Genomic DNA, 24,276 nt, shown 5'->3' on the forward strand with positions numbered 1-24,276 from the left:
TTTACAAAGCGTAAATTAGTTTTTTTAATAGTATTACACATAAATCTTGTAGTTCAATAAGAAATAATGATTTTAACATACTATTTTCTGTCCTTAACAGCATCTGGTTTGATTTAAATGAAGTTTTTGAACTAGTGGCTTGCATGTAAAAAGGGGCAATAGCTTAGAAATTTATGCTTCTATATTTTGGTTATACATTTCTAAATCAAATTCATTAATTAGTTTTATTGATTAAATGTAAGAATGTCATCTTCTTTTATTTTGTCAAGCTTCTTTCCAGTAAAGACAAATAATTCCAGTTCATTTTTTTGATAGTTTGTGTCTTATATCCATCCTACAATTTAAGTATTTAAATGAGCATTCTACTATTACATTACCCATCTCAATAATTTTAGTAGCAATTACCTCCCATTCGCACGAATGAGAATTACATTATTATGAAAGGAAAGCTTTCGGAACTATTTTAGCCTTCCGATTGTAAATCAAAAAAGTAGAAAACAAAAAAATAAATTCACATGAAATTAAAAAAAGCATCCCTAAGATTTGTGCTACTAGCCTTTTCAATAATTCTCTTACTAGCTATTTTCTTGTACTATGTATTAAGTAATAGCAAAAATATAGATCAAAATAGTAATGTAGTTAATTATGTAGAGAATTATACGCCTGAACAATTTGCAAAAAATAAATATTTATCTTCTGGTTCTTTTTCAAAGGACGGTAACAAATTATTATACACAAGTGATGAAACGGGTTCGCCTTCAGCATGGGTTTATGATATTAATACAAAAAAGAAAACCTTAATACATTCAGATTCTGTAAATGCTATTTATTCATTGACGCTTTATGGAGATAATGATGACTTAATATATATCATGAATCCTAATGGTGGTAGATCCATGCATCTTTATGCTAAAGAAGATAATATTATAACAAATATAACTTCTGGTGAAAATGTTAGAGCTACTTGGCGTGGCGTAAACAATGATTTTTCAGGTATATATTATGTATCAAATCAACGAACTCCTCGAAAATTCGATAGGTATGAATATAATTTTGCAAACAAAACATCAAAATTAGTATTTCAAAATGATACAAAATATAGCACTAGTTTTAATTCTTACGACCATAAATATATTTTGTTACACGAAGGAGTAACCGAAGATATTACCAATCTTCATTTATATGATATAGTTAATAAAACGAGTATTTCCTTATCTCCAGAAAATAACGATTCTCAATTTTATGGTAAAGGATTTTCACTAAATAACAAAGAAGTATATTATCTAACTAACTATGGAAATGAATTTCTGTATTTAGAGAAATATAATATTGAAACCAAAGAAAGAACTGTAATTGTAAAAGAAAATTGGGATATAGTTAAAATTGGCTTTACTCCAGACCATAATTTCTTAGTAGTTTACACAAACGAAAATGGTAGAGCTCGGGTTAAAGTTAAAGATTTACAGAAAGACAAATTTTTAGACATTCCCTTTTTAAAGACTGCTGAAGTAGAGGAAGCAAATTTTGGCCCTAATAATAAGTATTTGGCATTAAGGGTCACGGGATATAATCAACCAAAAAACATTTGGCTTTTAAATCTAAAAACTGGGAAAGCTGAACAAATACTTTCTAGTCTTAACGATGAAATAAATCCAAATGATTTATCTAAACCACAAGACATCACAATTACTTCTTTTGATGGGCTTGAAATTCCTGCATTTTTATATGAACCTCACAGTAGCGTAAAAAATGGTGCAGCTTTGGTTTGGACACATGGTGGCCCTGGAGGACAATTTCGTACTAACTACAACCAATACATACAATTTGCAGTTAACCAAGGATATACTGTATTAGCGGTAAACAACAGAGGAAGTAGTGGTTATGGAAAAACCTTTAAAACTTTAGATAATCAAAAACATGGTGTTGATGATCTTCAAGATATTATTAAGGGGAAAGAGTTGTTAGCGTCCATGGAAGGTATTGATAAAGATAGAATAGGAATTATTGGAGATTCTTATGGAGGCTATTTAGTATTGGCTGCATTAACATTTCATCCCGATGAATTTGCATTTGGAATTGATATGTTTGGAATTTCAAACTGGCTACAAGTGCTAAATAATACACCTGATTTTTGGGCAGCTAGAAAAAAAGCACTTTTTGAGGAAATGGGAGATCCTAAAAAAGATTCTTTAATGTTGTATAATAAATCACCATTATTTTTTAGTGATAATATTAAAAAACCATTAATGGTGATTCAAGGAGCAAACGATCCTAAAGTACATCAAAGTGAGTCGGACAGCATTGTTGCAAGAGTAAGAGCTAATAAGGTGCCAACAGAATATATTTTGTTTGAAGATGAGGGTCATGGTATTAGAAAAAAAGACAATCAGATTGAAACCATGACAAGGATTGGTAAATTTTTAAAAAAACATGCAAACTAAAAAAATGTAAAAATGAATATTAAAAATTTTAATAAAAAAACCTTTGCTATATTTTTAATGGCTATAAGTACTATAAATGTTGCTTTTGCGCAAGATTATGGCGTAACCGTATTTGGTACAGATATTATTTCTAAAGAAGAAGTTGTAAAAAAATGTAAGGATGAGTTACAAATGCTGAAAACACTTTACGATTCTGATCGTGAAACATACAAAACAAAAAAGATAGAATTAGACAATAAGTTGCTAACATTGGGTGATTTTGCCTATGCAAATGTTCGTCTATTTAAAAGTTTCACCAATGATTATGATTTCATCATTGATTTTGTAGAAGCTAAGGAGGCAAAAATGCGTCTTAATTATAGGACTATTAATACGAAGCATTTTGATGATCCAAATGGATTGATAGCAAAATGGCAAGAGTATGAAGAGCTTAGTTACCAACTATTCAAAGATGGTGAGATTAAAGATTATAGCTGTCCAGTAATACACTGTTTATGGTCGTTTAATCATCCAAAGCTAGAACCTTATTTAGATGCTATAAACACCTACGCACCTAAGCATAAAGATGAGCTTATTAATATATTAAATACAAGTGAGTTGGCAGATCAAAGAGCCTCAGCAGCATTTTTATTAGCACACGCTGAAATGAATAACGAAGACTTACTGCAAACATTGATGCCTAGTATTCGGGATGCTGAGAGCAGTGTGAGAAACAATAGCATGCGCGTTATTTATTATATGGCACGTGCATTTCCAGATATGGAATTTAATATCTCAAAAATAATTGATGCGTTAGATTTTCCAAGCTTTACAGACAGAAATAAAGCTCTAGTAATTTTAAGATCTATACCACTAGATAATTTAAATAAGGAAGATTCAAAAAGATTGTCTGAGATTCTTATTGAAATTTTAGAGAAAAAGGACGCTCATAATTACAAAAATGCTTATACGGTTATTAAAAAATGGAGTCAAAAGGATTATGATGAAAACGATATTGAGAGTTGGAAAAAATGGGCAATATCAAATACTGAAAATTAACACTAAAAACACATCGTTGATTTTTAAATGTAAAGAGGTTCCTGTTTATAGAGCATTTTTTAGCTATTCTACATCAAAAATTAATTGTTTCAACTCAATTAACAATTAATTCTGATTTGGCAACTATTTTTCTTTTGATATTTATCACTCAAAAAATTACAAAACAGAATTTAAAAATCATGAAAAGACTAATACTAATTTTATGTTTAATTGTATTTTCACAAGCAAATGCACAAGAAAAAAAATCAAATAATTCCGATGTCCCAAAAGATGAAAAAGGCATTAGTTTAACTGCCCCTGAAGGTGTTTATCAATATGCTTTTCGTATTGGAGAGTGGGATGGCATTTCAAGGTCCTTAATATCAAGATATGAATGGAAAACTGATAGTAGTTCGGGTTCACATAGAGTTTATCTAGCAGATAATGGGCTTACTTTTATTGAAGAAGGAATAGATGACAAAGGAAATATTACTCATAAAATTACATATGATTATATAGAAGCCACTGATAGTTGGGAAAATAATTATTCAGACAATACAGGTGAAAAGGTGAAATATTCTTCAAAAGTAGTTGATGGAAATATGGTAGAAACAATTGTTAGAGAGGACAGTACAAATAATAATACCTATACAGTTCTTGCAGACAACATTTATATTTATACTGCACGTCGAACATTTGGTAATGGTTATACAATAGTGAATCATGTGAGTATTGCAACAAAAAAGCCTAATTAATATTTAGTAAATGAAGAAGTTAGTAGTTGCTTTTTTATTATTTTTTTGGCTTAATTGTTTAGTGTATTCGCAAAACACTGGCTTGTATGGGATGGCAGATAAATCAATACCAGAGCTTTCTCAATTTGAATACTATAGAGGTCTTTGGCGTGTTCAAATGGAAATCAAGCAAAAGGATGGCTCTTTTAAAAAAATGGAGGGTGAATCTACGATAAGAGGAATGTTTTTAAAAGACCATAAAACATTTCAATCTCAGTATTCAACTAAAAAGGGAGCCTTTACAACAGATATTAGGACATATAATACTGAAACAAAAGAATGGAAAGCTCTTTTTTTAAATGCAAGAGCTCAAAGATGGCATCAATTTTCCAGTAAAATAATTGATGGGAAAATGACTACAATTGTAAAAGGAGGCTATAGTGGTAATGAAGAATATGATGTGAAAGCTATTGATATAATAATTTCTAACAACCAATACCAAAGAAACTTCTATTACTCTAGAGATAATATGAAGACTTGGAAATTAATTTATAAAATGATGCTAAATAAAATTAATTAAAATCATAAAAATGGCCAAAAAATAAATTTAATATCTTGTTCATGAGAGTATTGAGTAAAACCTATTTACTATTAATATGTATTATTATTTCTTTTTCATCTTGCAATCAAAAAGATTCTAAAGATAAAGGGAATCCCGTTGAGAATGAATATACCTTAACTTCAGGAAATTATACAGGTTTATGGAGCTCATCAACTGCCGAAAGGTCGTTTACGGACTTACCTATTTCGGCAAGTATTAATGAACTTGCTTCTGGGGAATTTAAAGGTTCATTTTTTATCTCGAACAACTTCACCAGTTGTTGCAATAGTGGAGAAAATGATGGTGCTGTTTCTTTTACGATAGACAATAATGTACTTAGCAATTTTAAGTATGATGATATCATTCCAAATTGCAATGGTCTTTTTGCAGGTAACGGAAAACTACTTGAAGATAACTCCATTATCATAAACATAACTGGAACTGACTGTGATGGGAATCATTCAGGAACTATAACATTATCAAAATGAAAAACTACATTATAGCCGCTATTTTAGGAGTGTTTTTATTACAGTCTAATTGTATAATCGCTCAAAAAGTTAAAATACAATATTTGGCCAATGAAGGTGTACTTGTAAAATATGAAAATACCGAAATACTTATTGATGCTATTTTTGACAAAGAGTTTGATTATTTAGATGTGTTACCAGACAATCAATTAGAAAAACTTAAAAAGGCAGAAGCTCCTTATAGTAATGTAGATATCGTTTTATCAACGCATTTACATGGCGACCACTTTAATGCTCAGCTTGTTGGACACCATTTAAAATATAATACTAAAGCTCGTTTTTTAGGTCCAAACGAAACAGCAAACCAACTTAAGGAAAATTTTGACGCATTTCAAACTATTTCATCTCAGGTAACTTCAGAAACCCCTAATTTTTTTGAGAGTAAAACGCTTACTTTAAATAATGTCAAAATTAAAGTGTTGAGGTTTGAACACGCTGGAGATTCCCCTTGGAAAGAAGCCGAAAATGTAGCGTATTTAATCACTATTGGAGGAAAAAAGATTCTTCACCTGGGAGATTCTAATGTAGAAATTAAAAGACTTAAAGCATTTAATTTAGGCAATGAGAATATTGATGTAGTCATATTGCCCTATTGGCTTTTGGGGCCATCTCAAAAAGAGAATATTATTGTAAAATATATTAACCCTAAGCAACTATTTGTTGCTCATATTCCTTTAAAAGCCTATTCTAAGGCTCAAGACAATATAACTAGCATGGGATATACCAATGCGGTACCATTTATAGAGCAATTTAAAACCTTTGTTATTGATTAAATCATTATAAATGAAAGCTACATTTTACTATCTAATTTTTGCAGGGCTAATACTATTGTCTTGTAATAAGAAAACCAAAAAAGAAGCAATTGCCTCACAAGATTGCGATTGTACATCAGAATTCCAATGGTTAAAAAAAACATTTGAAGAAAACGATGCTGGTTTTACTTATCATATTAAAGAAAAAGGAGAGTTGGCTTACGCTTCTTTTAATGCAAAAACACTCGAAAAAGTAAAGAAGGCAAAAACATACGCAGTGTGTAAAAATATTTTATTTGATTGGCTTCATTTTTTTAGAATGGGGCATGTTGGTTTTGGTTTTACCAAAGACTATAAAAAGAAATACATAGACACTGGTATTACTGAAGATTTTTCTGATTGGCAAAAAATGACTATTGATATTGAAGAATTTAAAAAGTACTTAGCCCAAAAAGAATCTCACGATTATGAAGGGATTTGGAAAATGGATACACAAACAATCGGTATAAAAAAACAAGGAGATGCATATATCGGGTTTATTATAACTTCAGAAGATAAAGCTTGGAAAGAAAAAGATGTACGGTTTGAGTTTACTATAGATGGTGATGAAATTAAGTCGACTTTTTATATCGTTAAAGGAATTACTCTGGAATCAGATGACGTCTTTTTAATGGGAGAAAATCATTTACAGGTTGATATGAATGGTTTAGAAAGAATGTATCCAAAATTAGAATCAAAAACAAATAAAATGTATGCTAATTATTATAAGGCTCTTACCAGTAAAAAACCCTATTTAGAAGAACTAAACAAGAATACGCTGTATTTTAGAATTCCTTCATTTAATCGTAGGTCAAAAGCTGCCATTGATAGTGTGATAAATAAAAATAAAGAGAAGATATTAAGTACTAAAAACTTAATTATCGATATCCATTATGGCACTGGTGGATCAGGTATTAGTTATCGAGAAATACTGCCTTTTCTATATACAAATCCAATTAGAACTCCAGCGGTGGAATATCGATCAACTGAGTTAAACAATAAGAGAATGCTTAAGTTTATGAATGACTCTATCTATGCTCCAACTTATGAAGATAAAAAATGGTATCAGGAGGCTTTTGACAAGTTAGAAAGGCAACGTGGAGAATTTGTTCGTGTTAGCGATAAAGACATAAACATAACAACCTTTGATACAATTTACCCCTATCCAAAAAATATAGGTGTTATCATAAATGGCAGAAATGCAAGTACAGATGAGCAATTTATATTAGCCGCAAAACAGAGTAAAAAGGTAAAGTTATTTGGACAGACAACAGCAGGGATGCTTGATTTTTCAAATATGTATAATGTTACTTCACCAAGTGGCATTTTTTGGGAAAGCCACTGTTTAACAAGGAGTCAAAGAGTACCTGATTTTGCAATAGATGGAAAAGGCTTACAGCCAGACATCTTTTTAGATAAAACGATACCTCTATATGAATGGACACAATTTGTAGCTGAGTATTTTGAATAGTGATAAAGAAATTCTAAGACGACTTCTGAGTTTTAAACAAAACATTAAAGAGTTATAAAACAGCAGCTAACCTTTAAGCAATAATCATAAATAAAAAAATATATGACAATATTACCTGATGTGCTAAAAGAAATAAATTTATATGGGATCATAAGAGTTGATTACTCTATGGAAGGAAACTGGAATGATAACTTAAAAGTTTTATGGACAAGAAAAGATGGCTTTTTAGGATATGATGGCATAACCCTAGCCCACGAAACAAATAATCCTTGCATTGAACTATATTTTGATGGTTATTTTTTAGGGATTAAATGTTTTAAAAGGATAGGAAACCAAAATGTTGTTGACAAAGAAATGATTGATTTAATAATCAAATATATTGAGTTTGCCATAGGTGATTAAATATATCATAAAAATAATTTGAAGTGTGCTCTTTAGAGTATACTAAATTTGTTATTAAAAGAAGAAATAAAGTAGAATTTAATGTACCACAAATAAATTGAAATAAGCAGATTATGAAAAATCACACTCTAAAATTATTAATTACTTTTATAATTACTACAAATTTAAGCTATGGTCAGTATCAAAAAGTTGAAAAATCATTTGATAATTTATATAGCAATAATCAGTTTAATGGAACCTTACTAATTGGTTCACTAGACAGCATTCAGTTTATTAAATCTTATGGTTTATCTAAAGCAGAGTCTTTAACACCAATCTCTGATAAGACAATTTTTAACATCGCATCAATCTCTAAACAGTTTACGGCTGCAGGTATTATGCTTCTATGTGACCGTTCTCAACTAGATCTAGATGACTTTGCTTCAAAATATTTAGTAGATTTTCCATATAAAAATATTACCATTAGACAGCTTCTTAACCATACATCTGGGCTTCATGGATATTTACACCTATGGTTTACTAATAGAAATAAAAATGAACCCAGTTTTTTAACAAACAAATACATTCTTAATCTATTTAACGAGATAAAACCAGAATTAGATTTTTCGTCTGGAGAGAGTTTTAAGTACACAAATTCTGGATATCTTGTTTTAGCTTCAATTATTGAAGCTGTTTCTAAAATATCATTTCAAAGTTTTCTGCAAAAAGAGTTTTTTATTCCTCTTGGATTAAATAGTGCTTATTTGATCAACCCAAATGATAATGCCAATGAATTTTTAGCTAATCGTTATACTACGGACTTTAAATTAATGGAGAATAAGCCTCCTGAAGGAATTTATGGAGACAAAAATGTGGCACTAACTATTAAAGATTTATTTAAATGGACAAGAGCATATTATGGAAATCAAGATTTCTTTTCCCCTGCCATGTTAAGTCAATCAAAAGAACCTGCAGTTTTAAATGATAATACTTTATCTAATTATGGTTTTGCTTGGACAATAGATAGTAGCAATAAATACCATCACTCAGGTAGTCAAAGAGGATTTGTAAGTTGGGCAGAAGTAGATGAAAAGAAAAATAGAATTATTATTATTCTAACTAATAGAAGTATGAGTAGTGTAAAGTCTCTAGCAAATATTATAAATAGCATTTTAGATAATGAACCTATAAAAGCTCTACAACCAACAAAGTTAGAAAGAAAAAGCTTAAAAGCTTTTGAAAAAAAATATAGGATTACAAATTGAAAATATTGAGTTTTATGAAAAATCTATTTTTAATTATCCTTATTCTAAAATGTTTAAATATAAACAGTCAATCAAAAAAGATAAACACTACTGTTGATGAAAGAATGGAACTCATTACCACAGTACAATATTTAAGTGGTTATTTTTTATTAACACAAGCAGATATAAACTATACTAAAGATATTGATACTTACTTTAAGGATTATATAAATCATGAAGTTATTGGGTTAATTCAAGACATTCAAAACGATTTTTTTAATTTCGATAAAGTTCCAATGATAATGTATCATTACGATTTCCCAGGTTTTAATTTAAAACATGAGTTTTCCATAAAAGAACAATCTCAAATAAAATTTGAAAAGAACAAAGATAAAATTCAACAGTTTTTTGTTGAATTAAAAGATTTTTATGAAGTAACAAACTTCCATCAATTCTATAAAAACCATAAGGAGCTATATAATCAATTAATAGAAAATGTTCAAAGCGAAATTGAAAAGCATGATATTGTAAAAATCATGGAAACACATTATGGCTTAGAACAACAGTCTTATAATATTATTCTAACACCATTATTACATGATGGTGGTTTTGCTACAAGAATCCAATCTAAGGTAGGCACAGATTTATTTGCAATTATTGGACCATCAGAGAATAGTAGGGCTGTTCCCTATTTTGACCCGAATAGACTCCTTAAAGATTATATTATTCATGAATTCAGTCATACTTTTTGTAATCCATTAGTAGACAAATTTTTTGATGAGCTCGAAAAAGATGCTTGTCTTTTAAACCCAATAAAAGAAGCTATGAAAAAACAAGCTTACTCAACATGGAAATCATGTTTATATGAACATTTAGTTAGAGCAAATGAAGTGATTCTTACCGAAGAAATATTAGGAAGCAAAACCGCAAGCAAATTATATATAGATTTTTATGAAAACGGACGTTTCATCTATTTAAAAGGACTGGTACCACTTATAAAAAAGTATAAATCTAACAGAAACACATATAAAAATTTAGAGGCCTTTATGCCAGAAATAGCTAGCTATCTTCATGCAGAAAAAGAAAAGTGTAACTAGAACTAGAATAGTTGTCGCTTATGCAAACCTAATATTAATTATGTGAAAGAATTACTAATAGGGAAGAATAAATTATCGTTCTAAATCATTTTTAGCATCATCTAAATCAATTATCAAAATTCATAAGTAGTATTTAGTTTCTTTATAAAAAAAACATGAAAAATTACATTCTATTATTACTGTTTATAACCTTTTTGAGCTGCAAGGCGCAAAATAATATACCAATTGAAAAAGATGAATTAGGTATTAGTGTAAATGCGCCTAAAGGTGTGTATCAATATGCATTTCGCATTGGAGAATGGGATGCTACTCACAAAGCATTAATAAGTCGATACAAGTGGAAAACAGGGACTGGAAAACATAAGGTTTATGTAGCAGATAACGGTCTTACGTTCGTTGAAGAAACTCTTAATGATAAAGGAGAATTAATCCTTAAAATCACTTACGACTATATTGAAGAAACAGATAGCTGGGAGAATAATTATTTAGAGATTGCTACAGGTAAAAAAATAAAATATACTACAAAACTAGTTGATGGAAAGATGGTAGAAACAGTAATATATGAAGATGAAAACGCTGTAGATAATATTACATATACAATACTCGATAGTAATATTCACTTATACATTTCGCAACGTACTTACGGTAATGGATTTTCTATTATAACTCATGCTCAAATTGCTACAAAGAAAGTGTCTAATTAGTATAAAGTTTAAAATCAATCTCAATGAAAAAAGCAATTTTAGAAACACTCTTTTATTTAGTGTTAATTTCACCAATAATCATCTACTCTTTAAAAGACAAAAAAAGGCAAACACTAAAAGTTATATTAGCTTTTGCTTCCATAGCACTACTTTCCAACGTTTTAATGATTGTTCCAATAGAATATGAGTCATTAGTGCTATTTGATAGTAAATGGAATTGGTCTGGTAAATTGTATGCTACCCTTGGTGTTCTATTATTTTTGGTTGTGTATGGAAAGTTTCAACTAAAAGATTACTACCTTACTTTAAAGCAAAATAAATCATTTTTAAAAAAAGGTATACTTATTCTTTTAGTTTATATATTAATTGAAGTCATTTCTTATGTCTTTTTGAGTAATAAAATGCCTTGGAGCTTAGATACACTATTATATCAATTAACAATGCCTGGAATTCAAGAAGAAGTGGCTTCTAGAGCTATTATAATTGGGCTTTTAGTACAAGTGTTATCTTCAGAGAAAAAGCTTTTTAAAAAATCTAGAATAAACCCTGCTATACTTGTGGCGTCACTTATGTTTGGGTTTGGGCATGGTTTATTTTTAAACGACTCATTAGAAGTGACATTCTATGCCTATCCCTTTATTAGAACAACACTTATAGGTTACTTATATGGTTGGATAACAGTTAAGAGTGGAAGTATACTATTAGCTCTTGTATCGCATAACTTATTAAATTTTATAACATCTTTAATGAGAATGCTTTAATTTTTTACAATAAAAATAAATAATGAAAAAGCTAATTACCCTTTTTTGTGCCTTATCCATAATTTTTTATATGTCTTGCAAAAGAAGTATCGAAAAGGAAGGTTTTGTAAATGTCGAAGGTGGTAAGATTTAAAAAGTAAATACTATAACGTTTAAAACATAAACAGGGTTTTATAAAGTAATAATATATAATTATGACAAAAAACACATTAATTGTAGCGTTGATTTTTACTTCAAATTTATTAATAGCTCAAAATAAAAATGATATCAAACAATTTGATAAATCACTAAATCAATTTCTCAATGTTCGAGATTTTTCTATTTCAAAAAACCACAAAGAAGCATTTTTTACAATTCAAAGTCCTGGTCAAGAAATTTCTCAAATAGCTTACATTAAAAAAGAAAATAACGAATGGTCAGAACCAAAGTTATTGCCTTTTTGCGACTCATATATGTATTTAGAACCCTTTTTGTCATTTAATGGAAATCGATTGTTATTTGTTTCTGATAGACCATTGAGCGATTCTGTTACTAATAAAAAGGATTTTGATATTTGGTATGTGGATAGAGATAGTAAAGATGATGATTGGTCAAAACCTAAGAATATTGGAAAACCAATCAATACAGACTTAGATGAATTTTACCCTTCAGTAAGTAAAAATAACAACCTATATTTTACAATGGACTCTCCAAATGGTTTTGGCAAAGATGATATTTATTTTTGTGAGTGGAAAAATGGTAAGTATTCAACCCCAGTTTTATTAGGTGAAAACATTAATAGTGATGGTTATGAATTTAATGCTTTTATTTCAGAAGAGGAAGATTTCATATTGTATACAAGATATGGAGAAAAAGATGGTCAAGGGAGTGGTGATTTATACATTTCGAAAAAGGATGCAAATGGAAAATGGGGAAAGGCAACAAATTTAGGAATTCCCATCAATACAAAGTATATGGAATATTGCCCATTTTATGATGAAGAAAATCAAATCTTATATTTTACGAGTAAGAGAAATAACATCAAATCAAAAAAGTTTGATACTATTTCAGAGTTTAAAAAACATACTGTTGAAAGTAATAACGGTTTGAGTAAAATTTATATGGTCTCTTTTAAAATAAATTAGCCAATAATGAAATATTTACTTTCTCTTTTTATTACTTTTTTTTCCTGTTCAAATAGTAATGATGTTAATGAAAACACACAAAAGTCTGCGTTTAAATGGGAAGAAGCATTACCCAGTACAGTCGGGTTATCAAATAGTTTAATTGATGAGTTATCCTTACAAGCAAGTAATCTTCCTAATATTTATAGTTTTATCATTGTTAAAAACGGAAAATTAATTTCTGAAAATTACTATAATGGTAAAAACAAAGAATCACTGCTTCATATACGATCTATTACTAAAAGTGTTTCATCAATCGTATTTGGTATTGCACAAAAAGAAGACCTTTTTCCTAGTACGGAAATAAAAATTGAAGATTATTTTCCTACTTACATTAATGAATCTTCAGATGATAGACTCCAGGAATTATCAGTGCAACATATTTTAAATATGCAGTCAGGGTTTAACTGGAACGAAAACAATGAAGCAATAAATTGGTACACTCAAATTACCAATCCTTTAGAATATCTTTTTTCAAAAGAGATTTTAGATAATCCAGGAGTTACATTTAACTATAATTCTGGGGCTGTGTCTTTGCTTGCTCATGTTTTGAATAAAGAATCTGAAATGAGTTATAGTGATTTTGCAAACACAAATTTATTCCAGAAAATAGGTGTTACTAATTACCATTGGGATAAAGACCCTCAGGGCATTACAAGGTCAGATGCTGGACTAGTTTTAAGGGCTCGTGATTGTGCTAAGATTGGGTATTTATATTTAGAAGGCGGAATGTTTAAAGGAGACCAAATAGTAACAAATGATTGGGTTAATAACAGTTGGAATCAAAAAATAGACTTAAACGGTAATTACGGACCCATTGAAAATTTACATTATAGTAACTTATGGTGGAATGGGACATATAATGGTAAGTCTGTATTTTTCGGGTTAGGCTATGGAGGGCAGTTATTGCTTTGTGTTCCTGAAGATGAACTTATCGTAGTAACCAATCATGAGTTTCAATTAAACCCTACCCAAGCGGCTACGCATTCGAGTACATTTTTAAATACAATATTTAAAAAGCTTATGGATTCGTTATGATTCTATTCGATTCCCTATGAATTTTACAGTTAGAAGTGATGCATAAAAATAATCTTCTTTGAAGCTAAAAGCTTAATTTATGATTCCAATAGCTTAAATATCACATTGGAAGTAATTCTTATTGATTTGAGAATGCCGAAAATTGATACTCTTAAAAAGTGTTTGCTATACTTTTGTTGTAACACATTTTGATTAAATCCCTAAACTAATTAAATTATTAAATTTAATGAATTCAGCAACACTTCAATACCAATTAATTTGGAAATCAAAGGTTACAGTATTAATCATTTCTATTTTATTAACAAATTCAGCTAATTCTCAGATTTCTACCAATAATTATAATGAGCTTGCGAATACTGTTTTAAACTTATTCAATGAAAATCAAATAGTAGCATTAGGAGAGAATCACGGTAGGTTAAATGAATCTAATTTTAGATTAAGTTTAATTAAACATAGAAATTTTCCCCAAATAGTCGATGTAATTGTAGTAGAGTTTGCTAACCCATTATATCAAGATATTATCGATGATTATGTTAATGGCAAAAATATTCCTATTCAAAAATTAAGAAAAGTGTGGCAGAACACAACACAAGTTGGTGGTGTATGGGATTCTCCAGTATATGAGCAGTTTTTTTGGCTGTTCGAGAAGTGAATCAAAAATTCAACAACAAGAAAATTAGAGTTATTGCCGCAGATCCTCCAATAGATTGGAGTAAAGTTAATAGCTATAATGACTTTGAACCATTTTCAAATCGTGGTAGATATCCTATTAAGATAATTGAAAAAGAAATTTATGAAAAAAAACTCAAAGCGCTATTAATTTTTGGCTCTCAACATACTGAATTGTCAGGTAAGGGGTTCACTTCAGAATTATTAAAAAAACACCCAAAAAGTATAGCCATAATTATACCTCCTGCATTCGATAATAAAGAAATGCAATTGTTCAAAAAATATATTCATTCACCGAGACCAAAACTTATTGAGTTAAACAAAAGTAATATGGGAAATATTCCTTACAGAGAAATCCAACCGCATTTTAAATTCAATGGATTACTAAAAGATGCAGGTCACTTTATACTCTTTCTTGGCTTTGAAAAGGGCAAAGTAATGCATATTCCTGAATCTATAAAAAGGGATACTATATATCAGAAAGAGAGAAAACGTAGGTTAAGGGTTCTTTCCATGTAGTATTGCACAAAATAAATCTATTATGGCTTTTGGTGAAACACATGGCCATTCAGCCACGTAAAATCATCTTCTTTGAAGCCTAGTGCTTGAATCATGATTTAAAGACCAAAAATAATACATTAGGAGTGGTTTTTATTGATTTGAAAATAGCAAAAATCGAAACTCTTAAAAAGTACTTGCTATATATTTGATATATCAAATATATAATTAATCGATTGTAACACATATTCTAATCAAAAAACATGAATAAACTCAACCCATATAATAATCATAAAATTAAAATAATAATTGTTAATGATATAGGACATGAACCATTTAAATTACTCAAAGCAGTACATAAAGAAATTGGGTTAATTAGGTAATTAGATGCTTGTTAGAATCGCTATTAATTTTATAACCAAGGGAAATTTTATTATTTAGCTTTAAAACCAGGTTTATAGGCTTTTATTGCATTTTCTTTTACTTCTTTTAAAGTTAGATACGCTCTTTTATAATTACCCTGTGTATATCTTTTAGCTTGGTCAAAATAATGTGGTGAGGATGGATTGCCACTAGCACCAAAATAATGTAATGACTCAGCCTTTACATTGTTTTTGGCAAACTCAATAATGCTCACATAACTATTTCCTCCAATACCATAACGCTTTTTAGTATCGTCTGTAGCTTGTGTCCAAAAGGTAAATGTTGCTCCAGTCCAAGAAGGTACGCCTGCAATAGGTAAACTTGGTAGCGAATCGTTAAATTGTAGTTTATTGTCTCCTTTGTCTAAAAATCTTTGATGGCGATTAATATCGCCCCAAGCTACTTTCCATGTATTCCATTTTGTCTCTAGTTTGCTCATGGCGTTTTGTAAAGCAATTAAATCTACATACTCCATATTTTTATCCAGTTGTCTTCTTTCTTCGTTCCAATGAATATAGATGGTTGTAGCAACTGATGCTATCGTGCTTTTATAATCCCAATTTTGTAATAAAGAAATGGCTTCGTCTATTTTAGGTGTTTTTAAAAGGCTATTGTTACAATTTTGCCAACTTTTGAATAAGGATGGTAATTGCTTTTCGGCACTTAATAGATAGGTTGAATATGAGAGTTCACGTAAACTATCAAAATTAAACATAGTGGTTTCATAAAGAATTCTACGAGATTGCTCACTACGCATATTGTCGTTTTCAACTACCATATATGAAGGAAAATCACTAGGATTAGGATTATCGTTAAGTGTTGCTAAAAAAGGAGTGCCATTGCAATTCTGAATCCAGCCAGAGGATGGATTAATTACTTTAGGAAGTTCATCAAACGTATGATAACCTAACCATTCAGTGTCTGATGTACTACCATCAACAGGTTGTGTCCAATCATATTTTTCTGAGCGTTTTGGTACCGCAGCATTATACACGTACATAATATTGCCATCTACATCTGCATACGTGTAATTACCAAATTGCACTTCTAATGTAGAAGCTGCTTTTTTAAATTCCTCAAAATTTTGTGCTTTGGTCATCCAATACCATTGAGACAACCAACCAGGAGTTTCATATTTTGCCATTCTCACAGCCAGAAATTGATTGTTTTGTGTACTAATTAGTGGACCATGGTGTGTTTTATAAAAAGTAAACTCTTTTATAGTTTCCTTTTCTCCATCTTTAATTTTTAGTGTTTCTTTCCAGCTCTTAAGAGGTTTTGATTCTCCTTCATATTGATACGTTATATTTTCAGAAGCAAAATCTATTTGTTCAATATATGCATCAACTAAATCAGCATTATTATCGGTACTAGACCATCCAATATTTTCTCCAAAACCTACATAAGGAAACGGAAAACCAAATCGTGTGTATCCAGTAAAATTCCAACCAGATTTACTCATAATATGTGCTTCGTAAACTTGTGAATTTCCAAAAAATCCTAAATGCGGATTTATAAATAATAGTGCATTACCAGATTCACTCTTTTCACCATTTATTGCCCAAGTATTTGACCCTTCACTTTCATTTTTCTTATTGTTGAAGTCTAAATTTGCGATATTTAGGCTTTTAGAACCATTCAATTTTTGAAAAGCATCTTTGAACCCAGCCTCAGGCAAATTAGAATAGTGAACCAATAATACCTTTTGATAGTATAAATAGTTAATAAATGCCACTATATGCCATGGTTCAAAATGATTAAGGAGCTTTGGTTTAACATCAGGATTTTTTTCTAAATAATAATTTAAACCGCTAGAGTAACCATCACATATAGCTTTTACTTCTGGTGAAAAAGAGTCGTATTCTAATTTGGCATATTTTACAATCTCCAACGATCTGTTTAACCAGTCATCCAAGATTCCATCATTGCCTATAACCTCTGTACTTCTACCAAGGGCGTCAATGTAGTTGTCCTCAATAATTGGAAAATTATCTTCAGCTTGAGCATAGGCAAATCCAAAAGCAGCACTTTTATCATCTTCTCCATATACATGGGGTACACCAAACTCATCTCTAAAAATGGTTACTGAGTCAGCAAGTTGTGTTGTATTTGTGATGCTTTTATTTTGGCAAGAAACGAAAGGCAGTAGTAGTAATAGATAATAAGATTTCATTATTTGATGTGTTACTTTGTTTATACAAACCAAAATTAATTAGAATATTGTTGGCTTGATTTTAAAATTTGCACATATTAAAGTTATCAAAAACCTTTTTGCTTTAGTGTAAATGAGTTGAATGTTTTTAAATTTGATATGAATAACCCTAATAACGATGTATACATATATATAAATTGAGATAAAATGATGTACCTTTATTTAAAGGTTAGTATAATTGAATTTAATACTAATATTATTGAAATTTATGATTAAAAATATACTATATCATCACTTTAGACCAAAAACAGTAAACATTATTGTTTTATTAAATCTGTTATTATGTTCTTCTTTTTATGGACAAGAAACTAGTAACTATGGAGCGCCATCATGGTCTCCCGATGGCAATCAATTTGCTTATATTTTGGAATCTAATGATAAAAGTGATTTATATGTTTTTGATTTAAAAACAAAATCTAATGTACAAATAACAACTACAGATAAGCCTGAATATACACCGTCATGGTCTCCAGATGGAAAAAAAATAGCATTTACAACTGGCGAGCCAGGAGATATAGAAGTGTATGTGTATAATGTAGAAACCAAAGTTATTAAGAAAATAACTAATTATGATGTTGATTCTGTAACTCCTTCTTGGCTGCCAGATTCTCAGTCTATTGTTTATAGTCAATTTAACAAACCAACAAAATCTAGAAGAGTATTTATTACTGATTTAAATGGAAAAACGAATAATGAATTAGTTATTGATTCGTCTATGAATTATGTGTATCCAAGAATAGCTTCTAATGGAATCGAGTTGCTTTTTGCTGCTAAATCTAAATTAAAAAAAGATAAATTTCATGTATCTATCTTTAATATGAATAATAAAAAGATTATACCTATTGAGAATTTAGAAGTTGTATCATATAACCCTAGTTGGTCTAGTGATGGTAAGAAAATTATTTTTGTTAATCAAGCTACTAAGGACATCAATAGTTCTTCCATTTATTTAGTTAATAAAGATGGTAGTAACCTAAAGAAAATTATTGAATGTGAAGGAGGTTGTTTTCAGCCTAGGTTTTCTCCAAACGGGAAGCAAATCATCTATAAAAATGGTTGGGTTAAAAATCATAAAGGAATCTATCTATTTAATTTAAAAAAGAAAACAACAACTAAATTGATAGGCATATAAATAACAATATTTCTTCATTTTTTGAATTTTATGTTAAGAATCGTAAATATTTTTAAAATAGTAATTTGGGAACCTGGACCCTAATCTCACCACACATTAAAGTTGCCAAAACTATTTAATTAGTAACATGAATTAATTGCATTAAATAAGATTTGAAATCTTATAATTATGGTATATAATAAACATTAATAATATTAGTTAAGCTTAATTATATATTTTGTAATGCATAGTTTTTCATTTAGCAAAAAGAACATACTTTTACAATAAGTAGTTTATTAAATGAAAATAGAATCTATCAATATCATTCATAGTTTAATAATTTGGCAAAGTTTGCTATTTGCAATTGTATTGATTACTCCTAAATACAATAAAAAAAAAGAAAATAAATTTTTGGCAGGTTTTTTATTCGTATTAGGAGTACATTTTATTTATAATGTACTACTATCTAATAGTTTATATTTAAATGTTTTGCCAAAATATAGCTGTGTTTATGGGTTTCTCTATGGGCCTTTATTATTTTTATATATAAAATCTCATCTACGTAAAAACTTTGTTATAAAATTATTAGAATCACTTCACTCTTTGCCCTTTTTAACAATTGTAATGCTTACCTTATTTGGGGTTGCCATTTGTAATACAGCTAAATTACTAATTGTTCCAGTAATGCTTTTTTATTGCTTTCTTGGTTTTTTTGAAGTTGAAAAGTATAAAAAGGTGATGCTTCAAGTGTCTTCAAATATTAATCATTCGGAAATAAAATGGATTAACACCCTTTTGATTAGTATGGTTATTGTTTTAGTATTAAATCTTGTTCAAATGCAACTAAACCAATTGTCTATTATTGGGTTAACCATAAAATTAGAGCATGTTGTTCAAGTTTGCATATTAATGCTTGTAAACCTTATTATATATCAAGGTTTAAAAAACCCTCTTTTCTTTCAAAAAATTTCAGAAGATGATTTTAATTTGGTTAAAAAAGATAAGCTTATTGCCAAATCCAATAATCAAGTTAATGAGGTCCATACGGTTTTAGCTAACAATCTAGAAATCTACATGAAGAACAAGAAACCATATTTAGATTCTGAATTAGACCTAACTACTTTAGCTCAGTCAATGGATACTCACCCTAAAACTTTATCATTGGTCATAAATCATATTCTGAACAGCTCCTTTTCTGAGTATGTTAATTCCTTTAGAATTAAATCAGCCATAGATTTAATAGAAAATAATTCAGATGACCAATTAACCATTATGGAAGTCATGTATGATGTTGGATTCAATTCTCGATCAGTTTTTAATACAACTTTTAAAAAGAAAACAGGTTATACTCCGACTCAGTATAAACAAAAACTTCTAAGATAATTTTATTATAAATGTGTTCGAGATTACGATTCGCGAACATTAAACAGTTCTTGTGCCCTTAATTTTGCATTGTAATTCATTAAATCAAATACAATGACAATTTTTAAGATTAGTAAGATTCTCGTGCTTTTATTAATAATAAATATGAGCGCTTGCGCACAAGATTCCAAACAAACTGAAATAAAATGGGATACTTGGGGAGTTCCACATATATCCGCTCAAAATGAAGAAGATGCTTATTATGCTTTTGGTTGGGCACAAATGAAAGCACACGGAGATCTTATTTTGCAATCGTATGCAAAAGCCAGAGGACGTTCAGCTGAATATTGGGGAGGTAAGCAAAACCTTGAAAGTGATAAACTAATAAATAGACTTAATATTCCTAATAGAGCTCAACAATGGTATGATGTTCAAAATGAAGACACAAAAAAAATGCTAATAAACTTTGTAGCAGGGATGAATGATTTTTATAAGAACAATCCAAATCAAATAAGCGACAAGCTTAAAGCAGTTTTTCCTTTAAATCATATCGATCCACTGGCACAACTTCAAGTGTCATATCATTTAAGTGTTGGCGCTTTTGCTATGCAGCCACAAGCTTCCCAATGGAAAACGGCAGGGTCAAATGCTTGGGCTATAGGACCTTCAAAATCTGAAACTGGCAATGCGCTATTACTTACTCAACCACATCCACCTTGGTTTCCAGATTATTTGTTTTTTGAGGCTCATTTAATAAGTGAAAACCTAAATATTTATGGAATAGCTTTAGTAGGAAGCCCTAGTATCGCGATGGGATTTAATGAAAATTTAGGATGGGCACTTACATTCAATCAAGCAGATACTATGGATTTAATTGAGTTAGAAATTGAGGATGACAAATATTTAATTGAAGGAAGTTGGAAACCTATTGAGTTAACAGAAAAAATCATAAAAGTAAAAAAGAAAGACAGCATTTCATTTGAAACTATTCAAGTCAAAAAATCAGATTTTGGCTATATAATAGAAGAAAAAAATGGAAAAGCACTCGCTTTAAGACTATCTGGATTTGACCGTCCATTTTTTATGCAACAATTTAATGAGATGGCCAAGGCAAAGAATTTAAATGAATTTAAAACAGCCACAAAAAAACTACAATTACCACTACAAAATATTATTTATGCTGATAAAACAGGAGATATATTCTATTTATACAATGGAATAATCCCAAAACGTCCTGAAGGTAATTTAAATGAATGGTCTAAAATAATTCCATCGAATAAGCTAGGTGCACTAGTAACAGAATATGTGTTATACAGTGATTTGCCAAAATTCACTAATCCAAAATCTGGTTTTGTAGCAAACTCAAATAATGATCCTTGGACAAGTACCTACCCATACGAAATCTTCCCTAAAGATTATGCATCCTATATTACCGATAAACCATTTATGAATTTCGATAATAGAAGCAGAAATTCTCTTAAAATGATTGTTAAAGAAGATAAACTTAGCTTTGATGAAATAGTAAAGCTTCAGTCTTCTACTTACGCTGAATTAACAGATAGAACACTTCCTGAATTAGTGGAATTTGCAGAAACATCTACAGACTCGTTATTAAATAAAGCTGCAGCAGTTTTAAAAAAATGGGATAAAACCTTAGATGCGTCTAGCAAAGGCTCGGTTCTTTATGTAAATTGGTTTAACTCATTAAAGAAAACTAAGGTGTTTGAAGTTGAATTTACAAAGGAAGACCCTCTTAACACTCCAAATACACTTACTAAAGAAGCCAAAAGACTACTTTTAAAAGCAGTTGAAAAAACAAAAGAGAAATACAGTAAACTTGATATATCTTGGGGAGAAGTATACGAAACTAATTATGCTAACAAGAATTTTAAAGGAGGGCTAGGATTGAGTGAAGTTGGTAGCTTTAATGCTGGTTTTTACCGTCCTATGTCTAAAACAAAATATACTTTATTAGGTGGTTCGGCCTTTACCTCTGTTGTTGAATTCAGCGATAAAATTAGGGCAAAGGGTGTTTTGAGCTATGGAAATGCATCCCAAAAAGATTCTCCCTTTAATGGAGACCAGTTAGAGTTATTAATAGACGGAAAACTTAGGGATATTTGGTTTTATCCAAACGATATAGACAAACATCTATATTTAAAGGAAATAGTAAAAAATTAAATACAATTTATTTTTAGAAAAGCCTCAACTTAATTGAGGCTTTTTTTTAATAAATAGAACTCTCCAACCATATTCTACTTATTTTTTAACAGCTATTTTTTTAGTTGCTTTCCCTTTATTTGTAATAATTTCTACATAATAAAGCCCATCAGCAAAATTAGAGGCTCTTATTACAGGTTTGGTTTCGGTAGCAACTAACTGACCTAAATTATTATAAACATTTGCTTTTTGTAACTCTAAACCGTCTTTAAGTTCAATGTTAAATTGACTTTTTACTGGGTTTGGGTACATGCTAAATTTTGACAATACATACTCATTTGACGATAATATGACTCCACTAACATCAAACACATAAGCACTACCTTTACCTCCAAGATTACTTGGGGCACCAAAAGCAACTTTAGAACCATCATTTGATAGACTTACTGAAGTGCCCGCTGATGAAGCATTAACATCTATATTTGATCCAGCTTTAGACCACACACCCCCAATATATTGAAACACTTGAACATAATTATCACCAGATGGAGCGCCAGTAGCTACAATAGATCCATTGGCTGATATAGCTACAAATTCACCTAAACGACTATCTGCTGCTTCACCATCTATATCTCCTCCCAATTGTGACCAACTACCACCGCTATATTGAAAAACTCGCACACTACCTGATGCGTTACCGTTTCCATCATTAAGAAAAGAGCCTACAGCCACAATATTTCCATCGCTTGAAATACTCACAGATCCAGATCTATCATTTGCTGCTTCACCATCTATATCGTCACCTAATTGTGACCAAGTACCACCGCTGTATCTATAAATTCTTACATGCCCAGCATCAATTCCATTACCATCATTATATAAAGCTCCAATAACAACTGTAGAGCCATCATTACTTAGGCTTACAGAAGCACCTGATAAATCACCTGCTGTTTCACCGTCAATATCACCTCCTAATTTTGACCATGTGCCACCATTGTATTGATATACTCTTACATGACCAGAATTAGTTCCATTTCCATCATCTGAATTCGCTCCAATAGCTACTATAGTTCCATCACCAGACATACTAATTGAATCACCTGATGAACTGTCTGATACGCCATCTATATCTACCCCCAGCTGTGACCAACTACCGCCACTAAATTGGTATACGCGTACATGACCTGATTTAGTGCCATTACCATCATTAAAAGGTGTTCCAATTGCTACCGTGAAGCCATCATTAGATAAGCTTACTGCTCGACCAGATTGATCACTCGGTGCTTCTCCATCAATATCACTACCCAATTGTAACCATGCACCACCACTAAATTGAAATACTCGAACATGACCTGATGCTGCCCCGTTACCTCCGTTATTAGAAGCGCCTATTGCAACAACAGTTCCATCACCTGATATAGAGGCTGAACTTCCAAATCGGTCCTCCCAATTTTCACCATCAATATTAATACCTAATTGTGTTTGGCTAAAAATAGCTAATGGTAAAATAAATACTAATAATTGTAATTGTTTTTTCATGTCAAATATTGTTTTGTTGTACAAAACAAGCTATTAAACTGGTTGAGATTTTAAAAAATGATGTGTAAGTAATGAATTATGATTTTAAGAGTTAATATGGATAGGCAAACCTATTGTTAATTGTAAGTAATAAATAATTAAGCGTTATTTTAAACAAGACTTTTGCTCAATATTTATCCCATTTGCATCCATTGAATGAATTGGAGTTACTACATTTACTCGGACAGAAATTAGTAGAATATTATAGGAGATAAAAACAAACGATTAAATCTAATTTGTTGTACCTATGTTGTACCTGAATAAAAAAAGCCTTTATAAGAAATCTTACAAAG

Annotated in this window: 21 protein-coding genes; 19 read left to right on the forward strand and 2 right to left on the reverse strand. The window is 30.1% G+C overall.

All coding sequences use genetic code 11. From position 1 onward, the window contains the following. The first annotated feature begins 515 nt into the window (after positions 1–515). The 16 genes from ABGB03_RS12575 (at position 516) to ABGB03_RS12650 (ending at position 15,158) form a co-directional block, all read left to right on the forward strand. Positions 516–2,441, forward strand: coding sequence for a S9 family peptidase (locus ABGB03_RS12575; protein WP_347922923.1), 1,926 nt, complete (start codon positions 516–518; stop codon positions 2,439–2,441). A gap of 12 nt (positions 2,442–2,453) precedes the next feature. Next, positions 2,454–3,479, forward strand: a complete 1,026-nt coding sequence (locus tag ABGB03_RS12580; RefSeq protein ID WP_347922924.1) for a hypothetical protein — start codon at positions 2,454–2,456, stop codon at positions 3,477–3,479. A 179-nt stretch (positions 3,480–3,658) separates the two neighbouring features. Continuing rightward, positions 3,659–4,213, forward strand: a complete 555-nt coding sequence (locus ABGB03_RS12585; protein ID WP_347922925.1) for a hypothetical protein — start codon at positions 3,659–3,661, stop codon at positions 4,211–4,213. Positions 4,214–4,223: 10 nt separating this feature from the next. Further along, positions 4,224–4,772 carry a hypothetical protein gene (locus tag ABGB03_RS12590; RefSeq protein ID WP_347922926.1) on the forward strand — a complete coding sequence of 183 codons (549 nt, stop codon included), beginning with the start codon at positions 4,224–4,226 and terminating at the stop codon, positions 4,770–4,772. A 41-nt stretch (positions 4,773–4,813) separates the two neighbouring features. After that, entirely contained in the window at positions 4,814–5,281 is a 468-nt protein-coding gene (locus tag ABGB03_RS12595) for a hypothetical protein (RefSeq protein WP_347922927.1), read from the forward strand. Further along, positions 5,278–6,093, forward strand: coding sequence for an MBL fold metallo-hydrolase (locus ABGB03_RS12600; protein WP_347922928.1), 816 nt, complete (start codon positions 5,278–5,280; stop codon positions 6,091–6,093). Before ABGB03_RS12595 ends, ABGB03_RS12600 begins: the two co-directional genes overlap by 4 nt. Positions 6,094–6,103: 10 nt before the next feature. Continuing rightward, entirely contained in the window at positions 6,104–7,582 is a 1,479-nt protein-coding gene (locus ABGB03_RS12605; RefSeq protein ID WP_347922929.1) for a S41 family peptidase, read from the forward strand. A gap of 102 nt (positions 7,583–7,684) precedes the next feature. Then, positions 7,685–7,984, forward strand: a complete 300-nt coding sequence (locus ABGB03_RS12610; protein WP_347922930.1) for a hypothetical protein — start codon at positions 7,685–7,687, stop codon at positions 7,982–7,984. A gap of 113 nt (positions 7,985–8,097) precedes the next feature. Continuing rightward, entirely contained in the window at positions 8,098–9,228 is a 1,131-nt protein-coding gene (locus ABGB03_RS12615) for a serine hydrolase domain-containing protein (RefSeq protein ID WP_347922931.1), read from the forward strand. 14 nt (positions 9,229–9,242) lie between these two features. Next, positions 9,243–10,304: a DUF4932 domain-containing protein gene (locus ABGB03_RS12620; RefSeq protein WP_347922932.1), complete on the forward strand. Its 1,062-nt coding sequence runs from the start codon at positions 9,243–9,245 to the stop codon at positions 10,302–10,304. 155 nt (positions 10,305–10,459) lie between these two features. Further along, complete coding sequence (locus tag ABGB03_RS12625; RefSeq protein ID WP_347922933.1) at positions 10,460–11,008, forward strand: hypothetical protein; 549 nt, start codon at positions 10,460–10,462, stop codon at positions 11,006–11,008. Between the two features lie 23 nt (positions 11,009–11,031). Further along, on the forward strand, positions 11,032–11,769 hold the full coding sequence (locus ABGB03_RS12630; protein WP_347922934.1) for a CPBP family intramembrane glutamic endopeptidase: 738 nt from the start codon (positions 11,032–11,034) through the stop codon (positions 11,767–11,769). Between the two features lie 194 nt (positions 11,770–11,963). Next, positions 11,964–12,893 carry a hypothetical protein gene (locus ABGB03_RS12635; RefSeq protein ID WP_347922935.1) on the forward strand — a complete coding sequence of 310 codons (930 nt, stop codon included), beginning with the start codon at positions 11,964–11,966 and terminating at the stop codon, positions 12,891–12,893. A gap of 6 nt (positions 12,894–12,899) precedes the next feature. Further along, positions 12,900–13,970, forward strand: a complete 1,071-nt coding sequence (locus ABGB03_RS12640; RefSeq protein WP_347922936.1) for a serine hydrolase — start codon at positions 12,900–12,902, stop codon at positions 13,968–13,970. A 226-nt stretch (positions 13,971–14,196) separates the two neighbouring features. Beyond that, positions 14,197–14,622, forward strand: a complete 426-nt coding sequence (locus ABGB03_RS12645) for a hypothetical protein (protein ID WP_347922937.1) — start codon at positions 14,197–14,199, stop codon at positions 14,620–14,622. Beyond that, positions 14,619–15,158 carry a hypothetical protein gene (locus ABGB03_RS12650; RefSeq protein WP_347922938.1) on the forward strand — a complete coding sequence of 180 codons (540 nt, stop codon included), beginning with the start codon at positions 14,619–14,621 and terminating at the stop codon, positions 15,156–15,158. The genes ABGB03_RS12645 and ABGB03_RS12650 overlap by 4 nt, the downstream gene beginning before the upstream one ends. A 412-nt stretch (positions 15,159–15,570) precedes the next feature. On the opposite strand, the gene ABGB03_RS12655 is transcribed toward ABGB03_RS12650, so the two are convergent. Then, complete coding sequence (locus tag ABGB03_RS12655) at positions 15,571–17,733, reverse strand: penicillin acylase family protein (protein ID WP_347922939.1); 2,163 nt, start codon at positions 17,731–17,733, stop codon at positions 15,571–15,573. Positions 17,734–17,980: 247 nt separating this feature from the next. Here ABGB03_RS12655 and ABGB03_RS12660 point away from each other — a divergent pair, with 247 nt between their 5' ends. The 3 genes from ABGB03_RS12660 (at position 17,981) to ABGB03_RS12670 (ending at position 22,426) form a co-directional block, all read left to right on the forward strand. Beyond that, on the forward strand, positions 17,981–18,904 hold the full coding sequence (locus tag ABGB03_RS12660) for a DPP IV N-terminal domain-containing protein (protein ID WP_347922940.1): 924 nt from the start codon (positions 17,981–17,983) through the stop codon (positions 18,902–18,904). A 603-nt stretch (positions 18,905–19,507) separates the two neighbouring features. Continuing rightward, positions 19,508–20,266, forward strand: coding sequence for an AraC family transcriptional regulator (locus ABGB03_RS12665; RefSeq protein WP_347922941.1), 759 nt, complete (start codon positions 19,508–19,510; stop codon positions 20,264–20,266). Between the two features lie 144 nt (positions 20,267–20,410). After that, a complete protein-coding gene (locus tag ABGB03_RS12670) occupies positions 20,411–22,426 on the forward strand; it encodes a penicillin acylase family protein (protein WP_347922942.1) in 2,016 nt (671 codons plus the stop codon). A gap of 78 nt (positions 22,427–22,504) precedes the next feature. Here ABGB03_RS12670 and ABGB03_RS12675 read toward each other — a convergent pair whose 3' ends face one another. Continuing rightward, the gene (locus ABGB03_RS12675) at positions 22,505–23,944 is read right to left on the reverse strand and encodes a T9SS type A sorting domain-containing protein (RefSeq protein WP_347922943.1); all 1,440 of its coding nucleotides are present in this window, start codon (positions 23,942–23,944) and stop codon (positions 22,505–22,507) included. Positions 23,945–24,276 lie beyond the last annotated feature (332 nt).

Origin of the sequence: Pontimicrobium sp. SW4, from assembly GCF_039954625.1 — a bacterium.
Lineage (GTDB): Bacteria > Bacteroidota > Bacteroidia > Flavobacteriales > Flavobacteriaceae > Pontimicrobium.

Excerpts from the sequence above, each read along its gene's own strand:
- ABGB03_RS12575 (WP_347922923.1), top strand. The coding sequence starts at position 516 with ATGAAATTAAAAAAAGCATCCCTAAGATTTGTGCTACTAGCCTTTTCA.
- ABGB03_RS12580 (WP_347922924.1), top strand. The coding sequence starts at position 2,454 with ATGAATATTAAAAATTTTAATAAAAAAACCTTTGCTATATTTTTAATG.
- ABGB03_RS12585 (WP_347922925.1), top strand. The coding sequence starts at position 3,659 with ATGAAAAGACTAATACTAATTTTATGTTTAATTGTATTTTCACAAGCA.
- ABGB03_RS12590 (WP_347922926.1), top strand. The coding sequence starts at position 4,224 with ATGAAGAAGTTAGTAGTTGCTTTTTTATTATTTTTTTGGCTTAATTGT.
- ABGB03_RS12595 (WP_347922927.1), top strand. The coding sequence starts at position 4,814 with ATGAGAGTATTGAGTAAAACCTATTTACTATTAATATGTATTATTATT.
- ABGB03_RS12600 (WP_347922928.1), top strand. The coding sequence starts at position 5,278 with ATGAAAAACTACATTATAGCCGCTATTTTAGGAGTGTTTTTATTACAG.
- ABGB03_RS12605 (WP_347922929.1), top strand. The coding sequence starts at position 6,104 with ATGAAAGCTACATTTTACTATCTAATTTTTGCAGGGCTAATACTATTG.
- ABGB03_RS12610 (WP_347922930.1), top strand. The coding sequence starts at position 7,685 with ATGACAATATTACCTGATGTGCTAAAAGAAATAAATTTATATGGGATC.
- ABGB03_RS12615 (WP_347922931.1), top strand. The coding sequence starts at position 8,098 with ATGAAAAATCACACTCTAAAATTATTAATTACTTTTATAATTACTACA.
- ABGB03_RS12620 (WP_347922932.1), top strand. The coding sequence starts at position 9,243 with ATGAAAAATCTATTTTTAATTATCCTTATTCTAAAATGTTTAAATATA.
- ABGB03_RS12625 (WP_347922933.1), top strand. The coding sequence starts at position 10,460 with ATGAAAAATTACATTCTATTATTACTGTTTATAACCTTTTTGAGCTGC.
- ABGB03_RS12630 (WP_347922934.1), top strand. The coding sequence starts at position 11,032 with ATGAAAAAAGCAATTTTAGAAACACTCTTTTATTTAGTGTTAATTTCA.
- ABGB03_RS12635 (WP_347922935.1), top strand. The coding sequence starts at position 11,964 with ATGACAAAAAACACATTAATTGTAGCGTTGATTTTTACTTCAAATTTA.
- ABGB03_RS12640 (WP_347922936.1), top strand. The coding sequence starts at position 12,900 with ATGAAATATTTACTTTCTCTTTTTATTACTTTTTTTTCCTGTTCAAAT.
- ABGB03_RS12645 (WP_347922937.1), top strand. The coding sequence starts at position 14,197 with ATGAATTCAGCAACACTTCAATACCAATTAATTTGGAAATCAAAGGTT.
- ABGB03_RS12655 (WP_347922939.1), bottom strand. The coding sequence starts at position 17,733 with ATGAAATCTTATTATCTATTACTACTACTGCCTTTCGTTTCTTGCCAA.
- ABGB03_RS12660 (WP_347922940.1), top strand. The coding sequence starts at position 17,981 with ATGATTAAAAATATACTATATCATCACTTTAGACCAAAAACAGTAAAC.
- ABGB03_RS12665 (WP_347922941.1), top strand. The coding sequence starts at position 19,508 with ATGCTTACCTTATTTGGGGTTGCCATTTGTAATACAGCTAAATTACTA.
- ABGB03_RS12670 (WP_347922942.1), top strand. The coding sequence starts at position 20,411 with ATGAGCGCTTGCGCACAAGATTCCAAACAAACTGAAATAAAATGGGAT.
- ABGB03_RS12675 (WP_347922943.1), bottom strand. The coding sequence starts at position 23,944 with ATGAAAAAACAATTACAATTATTAGTATTTATTTTACCATTAGCTATT.